Below are 15,544 nucleotides of genomic sequence, written 5' to 3' on the forward strand. Positions count from 1 at the left end.
GTCAGCGCAGGCATTGCGCGTATTGGGAAGGGATATCGCGATGGCAATTCACCGGCTTTCCGGGCTCACGCAACTGCGCCAGTCGTTCGCCGCCTTGCTCAGCGGTCAGGCCGCTTTGGCCTTCCTCCCCGCGCTGACGTTGCTGGCCTTTTGGATTGGCGGCGAAATGGCCCTGATCGCCGCCTCCGCTGCGCTGCCGCTTCTTTTCCTTGCGGTACAGCGCTTTGGCGGGAATTCTCAGCCCCCCCAAGACGCGCTCGGCGGCATCCTACAACGCAGCGCTTTTGAGGAGTTGGCCGAACAAGTTTTTCAAACCGCCCATTCGCGGGGGCGCTTGTCGGCCACATGTTTCATTGCGCTCGAAGGGCTTGACCAAATCATCGAACGCCACGGTCAGACCGCCGCCGACACGGTTCTGCGGCAAAGCGGCGAACGATTGCACGGCGCCCTGCGCGACGATGATCTCATCGGCAAGATGGGAGAGGCGCGGTTCGCCGTCTGCACCGCCCCGGTCCGACAACTCGATCTTGAGCTTTGCATTCAACTGGCCGGGCGGCTGCAATCCGCCTTGGAAGAACCGTTTTTCGTCGACGGGGTTACGATCTACTTCACGGCCTCCGTCGGCTTTTGCCTTAACACCCGCACCCCGGGCAGCGATGGCGCCGCATGGCTTGCCGCCGCCGCCACCGCCCTGCGCAGCGCGCAGCGGCGCGGCCCCTCCTCCATTCGCGCCTTTTCCGACCAGATGCGCCGGGAAACCGAAAGCCGCGCCGAACTGCGCGAAGAGGTCGCGCAGGCTTTGGACAGCGGCCAAATTCAACCATGGTTCCAGCCGCAAATCTCAACCGACACAGGCCAGATCACCGGTTTTGAAGCCTTGGCGCGCTGGAACCATCCGGTACAGGGCATGATCCCCCCATCGGATTTCCTGCCCGCCGTCGAAGAGGCAGGCCTGTTGGAGCGTTTGGCCGAAGTCATGATGTACCATTCCTTCGCCGCCCTCAAAGCTTGGGATGGCTCCGGCACCGTGGTGCCGCAGATCGGGGTGAACTTCGCCGGGGGCGAACTTGCCAACCCCCGGCTCATCGACAAAATCACTTGGGAGCTGGACCGGTTCGACCTGTCCCCCGACCGGCTCGCCATCGAAGTACTGGAAACCGTCGTCGCCTCGACTGCAGACGATGTGATCACCCGCAATATCAACGCCCTGCGCAAGCTCGGATGCCGCATCGATCTTGACGACTTCGGCACGGGCCATGCCTCCATCGCATCCATCCGCCGCTTCTCCGTCAGCCGGATCAAGATTGACCGCTCTTTCGTCATGAAAGCAGACCGCGACCCCGACCAGCAGCGCATGATCAGCGCCATTCTCACCATGGCCGAACGACTGGGCATTGAGACCCTCGCCGAAGGGGTGGAAACGGTGGGGGAGCATGTCTTGCTCGCCCAACTCGGCTGCGACCATGTGCAGGGATTCGGCATCGCCCGCCCCATGCCCTTTGAACAAACACTCGATTGGATCGCCCGCCACAACGCGAAACTGCAAGACGTGCCGCGCATCATGAATGGGCGTACCACCTAGCGGGCTTTGTGCTTAGCACGGGGCCGGGGCATTAAGCGACGGAGGTCGCGACGGCCGAAGGGTCTGAGGCAGAGGAGAACACCTTGCACCCCGAAGTACGGTCACACCCTTCGCACCCGCCCCGGTCAAAGCCGGGGCCACCGCTCCCCCGCAACCGCCCCCGGCGAAACTCCGCAAAACCCATGCCAGATGGACCAAAACCACCCTGCATCCCCCTTCATCCCACCCGATTCCACTTGACCTTTGGCCCCGCACTCTGTTGAACCCCCGTGATATTCAAAGACATCAGGTGGCGGTCCCCATGGACGAACAGAACAAGAATCTCATCCTTGCCACGGCGCTCAGCTTTGCCGTCATCCTCGTGTGGTTCCTTCTGTTCCCGCCCCCTGAAGCCGACCCAGCATTGGAACCCGGCAGTGAGATCAGCGAGACTGTCGAAGGCACTTCGGTTCCCGCCTCCACCGCCGATACCGCGGCCGCGCCCGGCACGGAAGATGGCGAAGGCGCCGCCCCCGAAGGCCGCCGCGCGGCACTGGCGGCAGCGCCCCGCGTGGCAATCGCGACCGACAAGGTCAGCGGCTCAATCTCGCTCATGGGCGGTCGGATCGACGATCTGAAACTGAACGATTACCAAACCACGCTCGACGCGGATGCCGAAATCGTGACCCTGCTCTCCCCCGAAGGGTCGAGCGATGCCTACTACGCGCTGCACGGTTGGGCCGCCGGTTCGGGCCTCGCCCCCGATGCCGTGCCGGGTGTCGACACGCTTTGGACCCTGAGCGAGGGCGAAACGCTGGGCGTCGACAGCCCCGTGACCCTCACTTGGGACAATGGCGCCGGGCAGGTCTTTACCCGCACCATCTCGGTCGATGACCAATATATGTTCGACATCACACAGAGCGTGACCAACAACGGCGAAGGCGCGGTGAACCTTGCCCCCTTCGGCATGATCGCGCAGCACGGGCTGCCCGAAGACCTGAAAAGCTTCTTCATCCTGCATGAGGGCGCCGTGGCCATGGCCAATGGTGAACTTGCCGAAGTAGATTGGGACGATATCGCCGAAGCCGATGTGAACAGCACCTGGGGCCGCCCCGCCGTGGTCACCGAAGGCGTCACCGAGGGCTGGGTCGGCTTTACCGATCACTATTGGCAGGCGGTGCTGATCCCCGACGCGGGCGAAACCTTTGAACAGGCGCTCACCTATGACCCGCGCGCGGACACCTACCGCGCCTTCACCCGCCAGCCGACCCGCTCGGTCGCTGCAGGCGAAAGCGTGAGCACCTCCAGCAAGTTTTTCGCCGGTGCAAAGGAATGGGAGACCCTTCAGGATTACCAATCCTCCGGCGTCGCCAAATTCATCGACAGCATCGACTGGGGCTGGTTCTTCTTCCTGACCAAGCCGATCTTCTGGCTGCTGCATGAGCTGAACAAACTAATCGGCAACATGGGTGTCGCCATCATCGGCCTGACGCTGCTGATCAAGGCTGTCCTCTTCCCGCTGGCCTATAAATCCTACGTCTCCATGGCACGGATGAAAGAGCTTCAGCCCGAGATGGAAAAACTGAAGAAAGAAGCGGGCGACGACCGTCAGAAGATGCAGCAAGGCATGATGGAGCTCTATAAGAAGAACAAGGTGAACCCTGCTGCGGGCTGCCTGCCGATCCTGTTGCAAATCCCGATCTTCTTCTCGCTCTACAAGGTGATTTTCGTCACGATCGAACTGCGCCACGCGCCCTTCTTTGGCCCGTTCCAAGACCTCAGCGCGCCCGATCCGACGTCGATCATGAACCTCTGGGGCCTCTTGCCCTATGCCGCGCCCGAGCCGGGCTCGATGCTGGCGCTGATCTTCATCGGCATCCTGCCGCTGCTCTTGGGTATCTCCATGTTCCTGCAGCAAAAGCTGAACCCGGCGCCCACCGACCCGACACAGCAGATGATCTTTGCATGGATGCCTTGGGTCTTCATGTTCATGCTGGGCGGTTTCGCGAGCGGCTTGGTGGTGTACTGGATCGCCAACAACACGATCACTTTCACCCAGCAATATCTGATCATGCGCAGCCAAGGGTACAAACCTGACCTTTGGGGCAACATCAAAGGCGGCTTCAAACGCACGCCCAAGAGCGCTGCCGCCAATGCGGATGCCAAGCCCAAATCGGGCAAGTCGGAAAAGTGATGCAGGTCACCGCGCTCAACCGGCATCCGCTCAAGGCCCATGGCCGCGAGACGGTTGAGCGTGTGACCCTGCGCGCCGGGCAATCCATGCCCTATGACCGGCTTTGGGCCGTGGCCCATGACGCCTCCAAAGCCGCGCCCGGAGACTGGGCGCGGTGTTTGAATTTCACCCGGGGGGCCTCTTCGCCACAGTTGCAGACGATCACGGCCAAGCTGGATGAGACGACTGAGATGCTCACCCTGCGCCACCCGACGCGCGGCGAAATCACCTTTCACCCGGATCGCGAACAGGTTGCCTTCCTTGATTGGGTGCGCCCGCTGGTGGCCGAAGGCCGCGCTGCCCCGGTGGACATCCTTCGCCTTGATGGCCGCGGCTATACCGATAGCGCGGAGCCAACGCTGTCGCTCAACAGCCTCACCTCCCATCGCGCGGTCGAAGAATTGGCGGCTGCCCCGCTGCAAACCGCCCGCTGGCGCGGCAACATCTGGTTTGATGGCGCCGCCCCTTGGGCCGAGTTCGACTGGCTGGGGCGCGACTTGAAAATCGGCGAAGCACGGCTGCATGTGTCCAAACGCATCACCCGCTGCCTTGCCACCACCGTAAACACCGACACCGGCGCGCGCGACGTAGACACGCTCGCCGCACTCGACCAATTGGGTCACCGGGATTTCGGTGTTACCCTGACCGTCACCAAGGGCGGAGAGATCGCCGTGGGCGACGAACTGGAGCTGATCTGATGCAAGTGACCTACACCATCGCCGAAGAGCCGGACGCCCCGAGCGCCGAGAAGGGCCGGATGCTTTTCGCCGGTGAGACGACATTCGTCAAAGGCGTGGTGGCGATGGACGGGCTGCCGCCCCCCGACCGGATGGAGGTCTGCTTTGCCGGGCGCTCCAACGTCGGCAAATCGACGCTGATCAACGCGCTGACGGGGATGAAGGCGCTGGCACGGGCGTCGAACACACCGGGCCGGACGCAAGAGATCAACTTTTTCACCGCCGGGGAAGAGCACTACCTCGTCGACCTGCCGGGCTATGGCTATGCCAATGCGCCGCTGCCAGTGGTCGAGAAGTGGCAGCGTCTGCTGAAACAATACCTCTCGGGCCGCCAGACCCTGCGCCGCGCCTTCGTGCTGATCGACGCGCGCCATGGGGTCAAGAAGGTCGATGATGAGATCATGTCTTTGCTCGACAGTTCCGCCGTCACCTTTCAGGTCGTGCTGACCAAGGCGGATAAGGTCAAAGAAGCCGAACGCGCAAAGATCCTCTCGCAGGTGAAAGACGCGCTGAGCAAACACCCCGCCGCCTACCCGGAGATTGTCGTGACATCTTCGGAAAAGGGCTGGGGCATCGCTACGCTGCGTGCCATCATCGCCACGCTGGTATAGCACCTCCCGCCGCTATCGGCTTCCCATGGGTCAACAGATGAGAACGCAAGACATGAACCGCGACTGGATCGCCACCGCCCAAACCCTCAGCCAGGCTCTGCCCTTTTTGCAACGCTACGCCGATGCCACCGTGGTCATCAAACTGGGCGGCCATGCGATGGGCAGCGACGAAGCGATGGATGAATTTGCCCGCGATGTCGCGCTGATGCGGCAGGTGGGGGTGAACCCGGTGATCGTCCATGGCGGCGGCCCGATGATCAACGACATGCTGGCGCGGTTGAACATCAAATCCGAATTCGTGAACGGCAAACGGGTGACCGATGCCGCGACCATGGAAGTGGTCGAGATGGTGCTCTCGGGCCTCGTCAACGCGCGGATCGTGCAGGCGATCTCGGAGCAAGGTGGCCGTGCGGTTGGCGTTTCGGGCAAAGACAGCGGGTTGATCGTTTGCGACCCCGAAGACCCCGCCCTAGGCCTCGTGGGCAACCCGACACAGGTCAACCCGCGCATCCTGCGGGACTTTGCCGACAAGGGCATCATTCCCGTCATCGCGCCGCTCGGCATGGGCCACGGGGGGGAGACCTATAACATCAACGGCGACACCGCCGCTGGCGCCATCGCGGGCGCATTGGAGGCCGACCGCTTGCTGCTGCTGACGGATGTGGCGGGCGTCAAGGACGGCAAGGGCGAGGTTGTGACCGACCTGACGGCGAGCCAGATCAACGAGATGATCGCCGATGGCACCATTGCGGGCGGAATGATTCCCAAGGTGCAAACAGCGCTGGACGCGCTCGAAGGCGGTGTGCGGGCGGCGGTCATCCTCGACGGGCGCGCGCCCAATGCCTGCCTGTTGGAGCTTTTCACCGAACACGGCGCGGGCAGCATCATTCGCAAGGGCTAGGCCCAAAGCGCTTGCCCCCTGCCCCTGCTTCGCGCCTATGATGGGCCGAGCAGTGAAAGGAACGACATGCGCCGCCTGATCCTGATGCGACACGCGAAATCGGACTGGTCCCATGGGACCAGCGATCACGACCGCCCCCTGAACGCCCGCGGGCGCGGGGCGGCCCAAGCCCTTGGCGATTGGCTGCGCACAGAGGCGCTGCTGCCTGATGCGGTGCTCTGCTCAACGGCGGCCCGCACCCGCGAAACCTGCGCCCGCTTGGCGCTGCCTGAGGGTTGTGAGGTGGAGTACCTGCGCGAACTCTACCTCGCCGAGCCTGATCAGATCATCACCAGCCTGCGCCAGCGCGGCACGGGCGAAACCCTGCTGCTGGTGGCGCATAACCCCGGCATCGCCGCTGCCGCCGCAGGGCTATTGCAGCAGCCGCCCGAACAGGAAGCCTTTGATCGCTATCCCTCGGGCGCGACGACGGTGATGGATTTCGCGGTTGAAAGCTGGGCCGATGTGGCCCCCGGCAGCGGAGTGCTGCACGCCTTCACCGTCCCCAAACAACTGGTTTGAAACGCAAACGCCCCGACCGAATGGCCGGGGCGCAGGTTTTACCTTAGTCCGATTTTCCCGGTTCAGTGCCCGAGAATCTGGCTCAGGAACAGCTGCGTGCGCGGGCTTTGCGGGTTGTTGAAGAAAGCCTCAGGCTCGTTTTGCTCAACAATCTGGCCTTCGTCCATGAAGATCACGCGGTTCGCCACCTGACGGGCAAAACCCATCTCATGGGTCACGCAGAGCATGGTCATGCCCTCTTCGGCAAGCTCGATCATCGTGTCGAGCACCTCCTTGATCATCTCGGGGTCGAGCGCCGATGTCGGCTCGTCGAACAGCATGACCCGCGGGCGCATGCAGAGCGAACGGGCAATCGCCACACGCTGCTGCTGACCACCCGAAAGCTGGCCGGGATACTTATTGGCTTGATCGGGGATCTTTACCTTTTCAAGGAAATGCATCGCTGTTTCTTCGGCTTCCTTCTTGGGCGTTTTGCGGACCCAGATCGGCGCCAGCGTGCAGTTCTCAAGGATCGTCAGATGCGGGAAGAGGTTGAAGTGCTGGAAGCACATGCCGACCTCTGAGCGGATCTTGTCGATGTTCTTGAGGTCCGAGCTCAGCAGCGTGCCATCGACCTCAATGGTGCCCTTCTGATGCTCTTCCAGCGCGTTGATGCAGCGGATCAGCGTCGACTTGCCCGAGCCCGATGGCCCGCAGATCACGATCCGCTCGCCCCGATGCACGGTCAGGTTGATGTCGCGCAGCACGTGGAAGGCCCCGTACCACTTGTTCATGTTGTCGATGCGGATCGCGACTTCGTCGGATACTTTCATTTGTGCGGTCTCAGCCATGCGAGAACCCTCCCTTAACGATGGTCAGTCGCAAGACGGCGTTCCAGCCACTGCGAGTATTGAGAAATGCCGTAGCAGACGATGAAGAAAAGCACGGAAGCAAAGAGGAACAGCTCCCAGTAGACGCCGTTCCAGTCGGTCGAGGCGAGGATCGGACCGCGGATCATGCCGATGATGTCAAACAGCGAGATGACCGAGACCAGCGTGGTGTCCTTGAACAGGCCCACTGCGATGTTGACGATGCCCGGGATCGAGATCTTCAGCGCCTGCGGCAGGATGATCAACCGCATCGCCTGCGGGTAGTCGAGGCCAAGGCTGTCTGCGGCCTCGTACTGGCCCTTCGGCAGCGCGGCGAGGCCACCCCGGATCACCTCGGCGATATAGGCCGAGGAGAACATGGTGATCATGATCACCACGCGGATGAAGAGGTCCACCCCCGAGCCCGGCGGGAAGAAATAGGCCAGCATCACGTTCGCCACGAATAGCAGCGTGATCAGCGGCACGCCGCGGACGAATTCGATGAAGACCACGCAGATGCCCTTGACGATCGGCAGGTGGGACTGACGGCCAAGCGCCAGCGCGATGCCGATGGGCAGCGACAGCGACACGCAGGTGATGCCCAGCATCATGTTGAGCATGAAGCCACCAAGGTCACGGCTGGGGATCGCTTGCAGCAGGGGCGAGGCAGGGCGCAGCGCCTCGCCAATAAAGCCGCCGATATACCAGACGATCACCGCAGCGACGCCGCCGCCCGCCAGCGCCATGGCAAAGCTCTTCTGCACCAGACGGCTATAGACGACATAGCCCGCCACGACGCCCAAGAGCGCGAAGATCGGCCCCCAGATCGGCCCGCCCCAGATCAGCCAGAAGGCAAGGAACGGGTAAACGCCGGTGAAAAGCAGCAGCTTGCGCGGCAGGTCGATGAAGAGCACGGGGGCCGCGGCAAGGAACAGCAGCACCAGCGCGAGGGTGGGACGCCAGTATTGATCGCTGGGATATTTGAAGCCAAAGAGCAGTTGATGCCAACGCTCGCTCAGCACCGAGAAACAGGCCCCGGTCGCGCCGTCCAAAATCTCACGACATTCCGACAGGCTGCTCGCCGACCAGACGCCGTTCAACAGCCACGGCAGAGAGCCCGAGACCAGAAGATAGAGGAAATAGAGCGCCACAATCGTCAGGATCGCATTCGCCCATGTCGGGAAAAGGTTGTCCTTCACCCATTTCAGCGGGCCGCCGACCTTATCCGGCGGGGCCGCAGGCGGCAGCGAGGTTTCACGCACGAAGGCGATGGATTCAGCATGTGTGTCTGACATGGCTTAACGCTCCTTCAGCTTCGTTGCGTTGTTGTAGACGTTCATCACCATGGAGATGCCCAGCGAGATGACGAGGTAGAAGAGCATCAGAAGAACCACGCATTCGATCGCCCGACCGGTCTGGTTCAGGGTGATCCCGCCCAGCGTCGCGGTGATGTCGGCATAGCCCACGAGGATCGCCAGCGAGGAGTTCTTGGTGATGTTGAGGTAGTTCGAGATGAGCGGCGGGATGATCACCCGCAGCGCCTGCGGCAGTACCACAAGGTTCATGATCCGGCCCGACCGCAGGCCCAAGGCGGCAGCGGCTTCGGACTGGCCTTTGCTGACCGCTTGAATGCCGGCGCGAACGTTCTCGGCGATAAAGGCACCGGTGTAGATCGACAAGGCGAACCACAGAGCGATCAGCGGCGCGCCGATCTGGATGCCGCCGCGGAAGTTGAAGCCCTTCAGCGCGGGATAGTCGAGCCCGATCGGCATGCCCATGATGAAGAACATGATGATCGTCGGCAGCAACAGGATCGCGACCGAAGGCCAAAGCATCGGCAGCAGGCGACCGGTGTCATAAAGCAGCTTGGTCGCATAGCGGCGGTAGGCAAAGACGCCGATCACCGAGGCGACAAAGGTCGCCACCACGATCATCGACCCCGGCCCCCAGACCGGCCCGGGAATATAGACGCCCCGGTTGGTGAAGGCGAAAGAGCCCAGCATCATGGTCGAGGCCGGATCGTCACCGCGGAAGGCCGAAGGCGCGGGCATCGCGGCGGTCATGATGGTGTAGATGATCAGGATCCAGATCAGCACCGGGATATTGCGGAAAATCTCGACGTAGCCGGCCATCAGCTTGCGCACGAGCCAGTTGTTCGACAGGCGCAGAACCCCGGCGATGACGCCAAAGATCGTGGCCGTGACACAGGCAAGGAAGGACACCAGCAGCGTGTTGATGATCCCGACCCAAGCCGCCTGAAGGTTCGACGATTGGCTGGTATAGGGGATCAGCGTCTGGTTGATGTCATAGCCCGCTGGATTGCCGAGGAACTGGAAAGAGATGTTCAAACCCGCGGCGCGCAGGTTCGCGGCAAGGTTCGATCCCAGATACCAGATCGCCGTGACCAGCAGCGCCAGCGCGATCACCTGAAAGGTGATCGACCGATAGCGGGTATCGCTCAACAGCATAGATGGCCGGAACGACGCCTTGGGAGGGTCGGAGAATGTCGTCATGTATGTATCCCTGTGTTCCGGCTTGTTTTTTATCGGTGCATTTGGCGCACCTTGGCCGAATCATTTTTGGTCGTAGATCGATTTATCTCGATCGTGGGTTTTTATTGTCTCGTTGGGGTTTCGTCAGTCGTTTTTTGACCGTTCTTCTTGTCAGTAGGGAGCTTTTGTTGGCCAGAGGCGATCAGCCCCACCGGCCAGAGGCGCAAGGGGCGCAGGAATTCCCGCGCCCCTCGCTTCGCGATTTAGCGGAAGGGCGGTGCGTAGAGCAGGCCACCGTCTGTCCATTGGGCGTTCAGCCCGCGTGCCAGACCGATGGGTGTCTCTTCGCCGATGTTCTTGGCAAAGATCTCACCGTAGTTGCCTTCGGCCATGATGGCGCGCTTGGCCCAGTCGGCGTCGAGGCCGATCATCTCACCCAATGTGCCCTCGGTGCCCAAGAGGCGGGCAACTTCGGGGTTGTTGGTGTTGCCGGTCATCTCTTCGATGTTCGCCGAGGTGATGCCCAGTTCTTCGGCAGCGATCAGCGCGTTCAGCACCCAGCGGGTGATGTCGCCCCAGTCGTTGTCGCCGTGGCGGACCAGCGGGCCCAGCGGCTCTTTCGAGATGATCTCGGGCAGCAGCACGTGCTCATCGGGGTTTTCGAAGGTCGCGCGTGTCGCGGCAAGGCCGGATGCGTCGGTGGTGTAGGTGTCGCAGGCACCGGCGAGGTACTGCTGCTGGCCTTCGGCGTTGGTTTCAACGGGGACCGGCTCGTAGCTGATGTTGTTCTTGCGGAAGAAGTCCGCGAGGTTCAGCTCGGTGGTGGTGCCGGTCTGGATGCAGACGGTCGCGCCGTCGAGATCCTTGGCCGAGGAAACGCCGAGCGCCTTCGGGACCATGAAGCCCTGACCGTCATAGTAGTTCACGCCGATGAAGTCGAACTTCAGGTCGGTGTCGCGGCTGAAGGTCCATGTGGTGTTACGTGCGAGGAAATCGATCTCGCCCGAAGCCAGCGCGGTGAAGCGGGTCTTGCCGGTTGTCGGCACGAATTCCACGGCGTTCTTGTCGCCCAGAACGGCGGCGGCAACGGCACGGCACACGGCCACGTCGAAACCTTCCCATTCGCCGTTGGCGTTCGGCGCGGCAAAGCCAGCAAGGCCGGTGGTCACGCCACAGTTCAGCTTGCCACGGGCTTTGACGTCATCAAGCGTGGCGGCACCAGCAGCGCCGGCCGCAAGGCCAGCAACGGTCAGCGCGCCAAAAATTACGGTTTTTTTCATTTTTACCTCTTCCTGATAGTCCGCCACGTTCACTGGCGGTTAATCCGACGCCAGATGACGCCGAAAGCGATCTTGTGCAGGGTTTCCCCTGCTCAATGAAAAGCAGTGTGGGCGGATTCAGGTTTGAAGGTCAAGGGCGCGATGGGCAAAATCAGGGCGGGTTTTCACATCGCGTCGCAAAGCTTTTATCAAGTTAAGCAGCTTTGCAAAGCACTATTATTGCACATGCATGTAAAAACGCCTGCCGCTTGATTTCGGCCTCTTGCTCGGCCACGTCATCGCGGCCCCATTGCTCGGCCTGCCATGTCTCATCGAGCCGCGACAGGGCCCAAATCTCCTCGGGGTCAAAGGCCTGTTCCAGCGCGGCAAAGCCAAGGATCAACGAGCCGGTGAGGCTGACGAGATCATGAAAAGCCGCCAGTTCAAAGGGATCGAGCGCTGCCGTCCGCCGGTGCAACTCGGCCAGGGCTTCGGGCGCTTGCGGCTCATGCATAATGCCCTCCCGCGTCTCCAACCGCACGCCAAGGGTTTGCGCCGCCCAGTCCAGCATCGGATCCCACTCAGCCGCTTGCCGGGCGACCAGTCCTTCGGGGCTGTCGGCGCGGTAGCACAGAAGATCGCTGTCGCCATAGGCCGCGAGCATCTCGACGACCTCGGCCTTTTGCACCGCGACCTTGTCGATCGCAGCATTGGCGGTCTTGGTCACCGGCATGGTACGCGGGTCGATCTGTTTTTCCTGCGCCTGCCATTCGGCGGCCACCGCCTCGGCCATGGCGCGGGTCGGCAGGGTCAAGGGGCGTTTGGCCGGGGTTTTCACCCGGCGGTCGTCCAACTCGACGGTGAAACCGTCTTCGACCGCGACCACGGCGGCGTCTTTCCAAAAGCGTTTGGCTTTCCAGTCACTCATGCGGGAATGCTCCAGATTTGTTCCAGCAGGGCGGGCAGCGCGGCGAAATCCTCGACCAGATGCGCGGCGGCGGCCAGCCGTTCCGGGCCGTGATAGCCCCATTTGACGCCGATCCCGGTCACCCCGGCAGCGGCGGCCATGTCCATGTCGAAAGAGGTGTCGCCGATCATCACCGTGGCCTCAGGCCCTACCCCGGCATCGGCCATCGCCTGATGGATCATCGACGGATGCGGCTTGGAGGGATGAAAATCCGCCACCTGCTGTGTGATGAAAAGCCCCTCCAGCCCGTGACCGGCGATCAGCTTATCCAGCCCGCGTTTCGACTTGCCCGTGGCGACGCCCAACAGCACCTCCGGCTCTGCGTGAAGACGCCGCAACGTCTCAACCGCGCCGGGGTAAAGCGGCGAGGATTGCGCCACGCCCGCCTCGGCCCGCAGCGTCATATAGGCAGCCTTATAGGCTTCAACCATCGCAAGGTGATCCCCCGCCGGGCGCGTGGGGGCCAGCACCGTCATCGCCACATCCAGCGACAGGCCGACGATCGACAGGATCTCGGCCCGCGTTGGCGCGGGCGCCTGCACAGCCGCAAAGGCCGACGTCATCGCCGCGACGATATCGCCTTGGCTGTCGACCAGCGTGCCGTCGACGTCAAAGATCACCAAACGGAGCGGTTTGCTCATTGCAGCGACTCGAAAGGGTCTTCTTCGGCGAGATCCTCGGTCCAACCGAAGGTGTCCCAGCTATGCGCCATATGATCGGGCAGTTCGGCGGTGATCGTCACCACCTTGCGCGTGTGCGGATGTTCGAAACGCATCATCCGCGCGTGCAGATGCAGCTTCTTCGAGATGATCCCGCCCAGTTGCGCGCCCCAGCCATCGCCGAGGTTCTCCTGCCCCGAGCCGCCGTATTTGCCGTCACCGACGATCGGATGCCCGATCTCGGCCATATGTGCCCGCAACTGGTGGGTACGGCCCGTGACCGGCTCCATCGCCACCCAAGACGCGCGCGAGCCGACGCGGAACAGCGTTGCATAAAGCGTATGCGCGCGTTTCGCGCCCGGCGTGTCGTCCATGTCGCGCGGGTGCACGGCGACCATCTTCTCGCCCTCGCCCTTGCGACCATGACCGCCGGCCTTGACCAGACCGTATTTGATCTCGCCCAAATACGGCGTCGGCACGCCCGCGACGATGGCCCAATAGATCTTGCGCGTCTCGCGGTGCCGCATCGCCGCCGTCAGCGCCTTGGCCGCCGCGCGGGTCCGTGCCAGCAGCAGCACGCCCGAGGTGTCGCGGTCAAGCCGGTGCACGAGGCGCGGCTTTTCCTCGGCGTCGAAGATCAAAGCCTCGGACAGCGCATCGACATGGCGGTCGGCCTGCCCCGAACCGCCCTGCACCGCCAGCCCGGCGGGCTTGTTGAGCGCGATGACGTGGTCGTCGCGGTAGATCACGCAGTTTCGGATCATCTTGGCATCCGCCTCAGTGATGCGTGTCCTCTTGGGCGGCGGGGGCGGCGCGGCATCGGGCAGCGGCGGCACGCGCACCTGCTGGCCCGCCTCGAGCCGGGTATTCGCCTTCACCCTGCCCCCATCGACGCGGATCTCGCCCTTGCGGCACATCTTCTCGATGAGGCCCTGATTGATCTGCGGAAACATCCGCTTGAACCAGCGGTCGAGCCGCTGGTCGCCATCGCCCTCGGCAACGGTCACTGTCTGTACGCGGCTCATGCCAATACCTCTCGGGCCAACCAGAGGCCCAGCAAACAGGCGGCCAGCGACAAGATCACCGAGGCCCCCACATATGAAAATGCGACAGCGGCGCGGCCTGCCTCGAGCAGGCGCAACGTGTCGAGTGAAAACGCCGAAAAGGTCGTGAAACCGCCCAGCAGCCCGGTCATCAGGAAGGGCAGCAGCAGCGCCTTTTCGGCGAACGTGACCCAGACCACCCCGATGGCGAGCGAGCCCGCGACATTCACCGCCAGCGTGCCCAGCGGAAAGCCCACGGCCAGACCGACAAGGTAGCGCAGACAGGCCCCCAAAGCGCCGCCGAGCGCCACCATGATCAGTGTTTTCATCATCGACACCCCATCGCGCCTGCGCGGCCCGGAGTCAAGTTTTCCGCTTGGCGCGCAGCCCGGCGAAGTAATCCTGACGCTTTTTCAACTCCCGCTCGAAACCGCGTTCGACCGGCTCGTAAAGGCTGGGCCGCTCCATCGCGTCGGGGAAGTAGTTCTGGCCCGAGAACCCATCCTCGGCGTCATGGTCATAGGCATAGCCCGAACCGTATCCCTGTTCCTTCATCAGCTTGGTCGGCGCGTTCAGGATATGTTTCGGCGGCGGCTCCGACCCGGTGCTGCGCGCCAGACGCCGCGCGCCCTTGTAGGCCTTGTAGACGGCGTTGGATTTCGGCGCGAGGCAGATGTAGGTCAGCGCCTGCGCGATGGCCAACTCCCCTTCGGGGCTGCCGAGCCGCTCATAGGTCTCCCATGCCTGAAGGCAGAAGGCCTGCGCCTGCGGATCGGCGAGGCCGACATCCTCCACCGCCATGCGTGTGATGCGCCGCATCAGGTAGCGCGGGTCCTCGCCACCCTCCAGCATCCGCCCCAACCAGTAAAGCGCCGCGTCCGGGTCCGAGCCGCGCATGGATTTATGCAGGGCCGAAATGAGGTTGTAATGCGAATCCCCCGATTTGTCGTATTGCGCCGCGCGGCGCATGAGGCGTTTCGACAGGCCCGCCGTGTCGAGGGGGGCATCGTCCTTCCACGCGGTCACCTGCTCGATCAGATTGAGCAGCGCCCGGCCGTCGCCGTCGGCCATCTCCAAAAGCGCCTCACGCGCTTCGGGTTGAAGCGGCAGGGGCTTGCCCAGCTCGCGCTCGGCCCGCTGCGCCAAGCGTTCCAGATCGCCATGCGGCAGGCGCTCCAGCACCAGAACCTGCGCGCGGCTGAGCACAGCGGCGTTGAGCTCAAAGCTCGGGTTCTCCGTGGTGGCGCCGACCAGAAGGATCGTGCCATCCTCCATATGCGGCAGGAACCCGTCCTGCTGCGCCTTGTTGAAACGGTGGATCTCGTCGACGAAGAGCAGCGTTCCCTGCCCCTGCCGCCGGCGCATCTTGGCCGCGTCGAAAACCTTCCGCAGTTCCGGCACGCCCGAGAAGATCGCGCTGATCTGCACGAAATGCAGATCGGTCTCATCCGCCAGAAGCCGCGCGATGGTGGTCTTGCCCACGCCCGGAGGCCCCCAGAAGATCAGCGAAGACAGCGCGCCGGCGGCGAGCATCACCGAAAGCGGCGCATCGGGGCCGAGCACCTTTTCCTGCCCGATCACCTCGCCAAGCGATTTCGGCCGCAGCCGGTCGGCCAAGGGGCGGTGACCGCCCTCTTCCGCCTCTTCCGTCTCTCCGAACAGATCCGCCACG

The 15,544-nt window shown here is 63.0% G+C and carries 15 protein-coding genes; 6 read left to right on the forward strand and 9 right to left on the reverse strand.

What is annotated here, in order from left to right; genetic code table 11:
* Nucleotides 1-40: 40 nt before the first annotated feature.
* The 6 genes from ACGYLQ_RS10455 to ACGYLQ_RS10480 all read left to right on the forward strand — a co-directional run bounded on the left by ACGYLQ_RS10455 (nucleotide 41) and on the right by ACGYLQ_RS10480 (nucleotide 6,604).
* Nucleotides 41-1,582 carry a putative bifunctional diguanylate cyclase/phosphodiesterase gene (locus tag ACGYLQ_RS10455; protein WP_394442831.1) on the forward strand — a complete coding sequence of 514 codons (1,542 nt, stop codon included), beginning with the start codon at nucleotides 41-43 and terminating at the stop codon, nucleotides 1,580-1,582.
* A gap of 301 nt (nucleotides 1,583-1,883) precedes the next feature.
* The gene (gene yidC / locus ACGYLQ_RS10460; protein ID WP_394442834.1) at nucleotides 1,884-3,755 is read left to right on the forward strand and encodes a membrane protein insertase YidC; all 1,872 of its coding nucleotides are present in this window, start codon (nucleotides 1,884-1,886) and stop codon (nucleotides 3,753-3,755) included.
* Entirely contained in the window at nucleotides 3,755-4,492 is a 738-nt protein-coding gene (locus ACGYLQ_RS10465) for an MOSC domain-containing protein (protein ID WP_394442836.1), read from the forward strand. Before yidC ends, ACGYLQ_RS10465 begins: the two co-directional genes overlap by 1 nt.
* The gene (gene yihA, locus ACGYLQ_RS10470; protein WP_394442838.1) at nucleotides 4,492-5,142 is read left to right on the forward strand and encodes a ribosome biogenesis GTP-binding protein YihA/YsxC; all 651 of its coding nucleotides are present in this window, start codon (nucleotides 4,492-4,494) and stop codon (nucleotides 5,140-5,142) included. Before ACGYLQ_RS10465 ends, yihA begins: the two co-directional genes overlap by 1 nt.
* A gap of 37 nt (nucleotides 5,143-5,179) precedes the next feature.
* A complete protein-coding gene (gene argB, locus ACGYLQ_RS10475; RefSeq protein WP_394434142.1) occupies nucleotides 5,180-6,043 on the forward strand; it encodes an acetylglutamate kinase in 864 nt (287 codons plus the stop codon).
* A gap of 66 nt (nucleotides 6,044-6,109) precedes the next feature.
* A complete protein-coding gene (locus tag ACGYLQ_RS10480) occupies nucleotides 6,110-6,604 on the forward strand; it encodes a SixA phosphatase family protein (RefSeq protein WP_394442841.1) in 495 nt (164 codons plus the stop codon).
* Between the two features lie 62 nt (nucleotides 6,605-6,666).
* Here ACGYLQ_RS10480 and ACGYLQ_RS10485 read toward each other — a convergent pair whose 3' ends face one another.
* From ACGYLQ_RS10485 to ACGYLQ_RS10525, 9 genes are all read right to left on the reverse strand, one after another.
* Nucleotides 6,667-7,434, reverse strand: coding sequence for an amino acid ABC transporter ATP-binding protein (locus tag ACGYLQ_RS10485; RefSeq protein ID WP_067263096.1), 768 nt, complete (start codon nucleotides 7,432-7,434; stop codon nucleotides 6,667-6,669).
* Nucleotides 7,435-7,448: 14 nt separating this feature from the next.
* Nucleotides 7,449-8,747 (reverse strand): amino acid ABC transporter permease, encoded by a 1,299-nt coding sequence (locus tag ACGYLQ_RS10490; protein WP_394442844.1) that lies wholly within the window; start codon nucleotides 8,745-8,747, stop codon nucleotides 7,449-7,451.
* A gap of 3 nt (nucleotides 8,748-8,750) precedes the next feature.
* Nucleotides 8,751-9,965: an amino acid ABC transporter permease gene (locus ACGYLQ_RS10495; protein ID WP_067263100.1), complete on the reverse strand. Its 1,215-nt coding sequence runs from the start codon at nucleotides 9,963-9,965 to the stop codon at nucleotides 8,751-8,753.
* A gap of 242 nt (nucleotides 9,966-10,207) precedes the next feature.
* Nucleotides 10,208-11,224 carry an amino acid ABC transporter substrate-binding protein gene (locus ACGYLQ_RS10500; RefSeq protein WP_209218372.1) on the reverse strand — a complete coding sequence of 339 codons (1,017 nt, stop codon included), beginning with the start codon at nucleotides 11,222-11,224 and terminating at the stop codon, nucleotides 10,208-10,210.
* A gap of 193 nt (nucleotides 11,225-11,417) precedes the next feature.
* Complete coding sequence (locus ACGYLQ_RS10505; protein ID WP_394442847.1) at nucleotides 11,418-12,131, reverse strand: ATP12 family chaperone protein; 714 nt, start codon at nucleotides 12,129-12,131, stop codon at nucleotides 11,418-11,420.
* Nucleotides 12,128-12,811 carry an HAD-IA family hydrolase gene (locus tag ACGYLQ_RS10510; protein ID WP_394442850.1) on the reverse strand — a complete coding sequence of 228 codons (684 nt, stop codon included), beginning with the start codon at nucleotides 12,809-12,811 and terminating at the stop codon, nucleotides 12,128-12,130. Before ACGYLQ_RS10510 ends, ACGYLQ_RS10505 begins: the two co-directional genes overlap by 4 nt.
* Nucleotides 12,808-13,854 carry an RluA family pseudouridine synthase gene (locus ACGYLQ_RS10515; protein ID WP_394442853.1) on the reverse strand — a complete coding sequence of 349 codons (1,047 nt, stop codon included), beginning with the start codon at nucleotides 13,852-13,854 and terminating at the stop codon, nucleotides 12,808-12,810. The genes ACGYLQ_RS10510 and ACGYLQ_RS10515 overlap by 4 nt, the downstream gene beginning before the upstream one ends.
* Nucleotides 13,851-14,204: a CrcB family protein gene (locus ACGYLQ_RS10520; RefSeq protein WP_322328384.1), complete on the reverse strand. Its 354-nt coding sequence runs from the start codon at nucleotides 14,202-14,204 to the stop codon at nucleotides 13,851-13,853. The genes ACGYLQ_RS10515 and ACGYLQ_RS10520 overlap by 4 nt, the downstream gene beginning before the upstream one ends.
* A gap of 31 nt (nucleotides 14,205-14,235) precedes the next feature.
* Entirely contained in the window at nucleotides 14,236-15,543 is a 1,308-nt protein-coding gene (locus ACGYLQ_RS10525; protein ID WP_394442856.1) for a replication-associated recombination protein A, read from the reverse strand.
* Nucleotide 15,544: the final 1 nt, after the last annotated feature.

This window comes from Sulfitobacter sp. 1A12779 (assembly GCF_043557315.1).
GTDB classification, from domain to species: domain Bacteria; phylum Pseudomonadota; class Alphaproteobacteria; order Rhodobacterales; family Rhodobacteraceae; genus Sulfitobacter; species Sulfitobacter faviae.

Bases quoted from the DNA above. Each gene is read 5' to 3' on its own strand.
- ACGYLQ_RS10500 (WP_209218372.1), bottom strand. From the start codon at position 11,224: ATGAAAAAAACCGTAATTTTTGGCGCGCTGACCGTTGCTGGCCTTGCG.
- ACGYLQ_RS10515 (WP_394442853.1), bottom strand. From the start codon at position 13,854: ATGAGCCGCGTACAGACAGTGACCGTTGCCGAGGGCGATGGCGACCAG.
- ACGYLQ_RS10485 (WP_067263096.1), bottom strand. From the start codon at position 7,434: ATGGCTGAGACCGCACAAATGAAAGTATCCGACGAAGTCGCGATCCGC.
- ACGYLQ_RS10490 (WP_394442844.1), bottom strand. From the start codon at position 8,747: ATGTCAGACACACATGCTGAATCCATCGCCTTCGTGCGTGAAACCTCG.
- ACGYLQ_RS10465 (WP_394442836.1), top strand. From the start codon at position 3,755: ATGCAGGTCACCGCGCTCAACCGGCATCCGCTCAAGGCCCATGGCCGC.
- ACGYLQ_RS10455 (WP_394442831.1), top strand. From the start codon at position 41: ATGGCAATTCACCGGCTTTCCGGGCTCACGCAACTGCGCCAGTCGTTC.
- ACGYLQ_RS10510 (WP_394442850.1), bottom strand. From the start codon at position 12,811: ATGAGCAAACCGCTCCGTTTGGTGATCTTTGACGTCGACGGCACGCTG.
- ACGYLQ_RS10520 (WP_322328384.1), bottom strand. From the start codon at position 14,204: ATGATGAAAACACTGATCATGGTGGCGCTCGGCGGCGCTTTGGGGGCC.
- yihA (WP_394442838.1), top strand. From the start codon at position 4,492: ATGCAAGTGACCTACACCATCGCCGAAGAGCCGGACGCCCCGAGCGCC.
- ACGYLQ_RS10480 (WP_394442841.1), top strand. From the start codon at position 6,110: ATGCGCCGCCTGATCCTGATGCGACACGCGAAATCGGACTGGTCCCAT.
- ACGYLQ_RS10495 (WP_067263100.1), bottom strand. From the start codon at position 9,965: ATGACGACATTCTCCGACCCTCCCAAGGCGTCGTTCCGGCCATCTATG.
- argB (WP_394434142.1), top strand. From the start codon at position 5,180: ATGAGAACGCAAGACATGAACCGCGACTGGATCGCCACCGCCCAAACC.
- ACGYLQ_RS10505 (WP_394442847.1), bottom strand. From the start codon at position 12,131: ATGAGTGACTGGAAAGCCAAACGCTTTTGGAAAGACGCCGCCGTGGTC.
- yidC (WP_394442834.1), top strand. From the start codon at position 1,884: ATGGACGAACAGAACAAGAATCTCATCCTTGCCACGGCGCTCAGCTTT.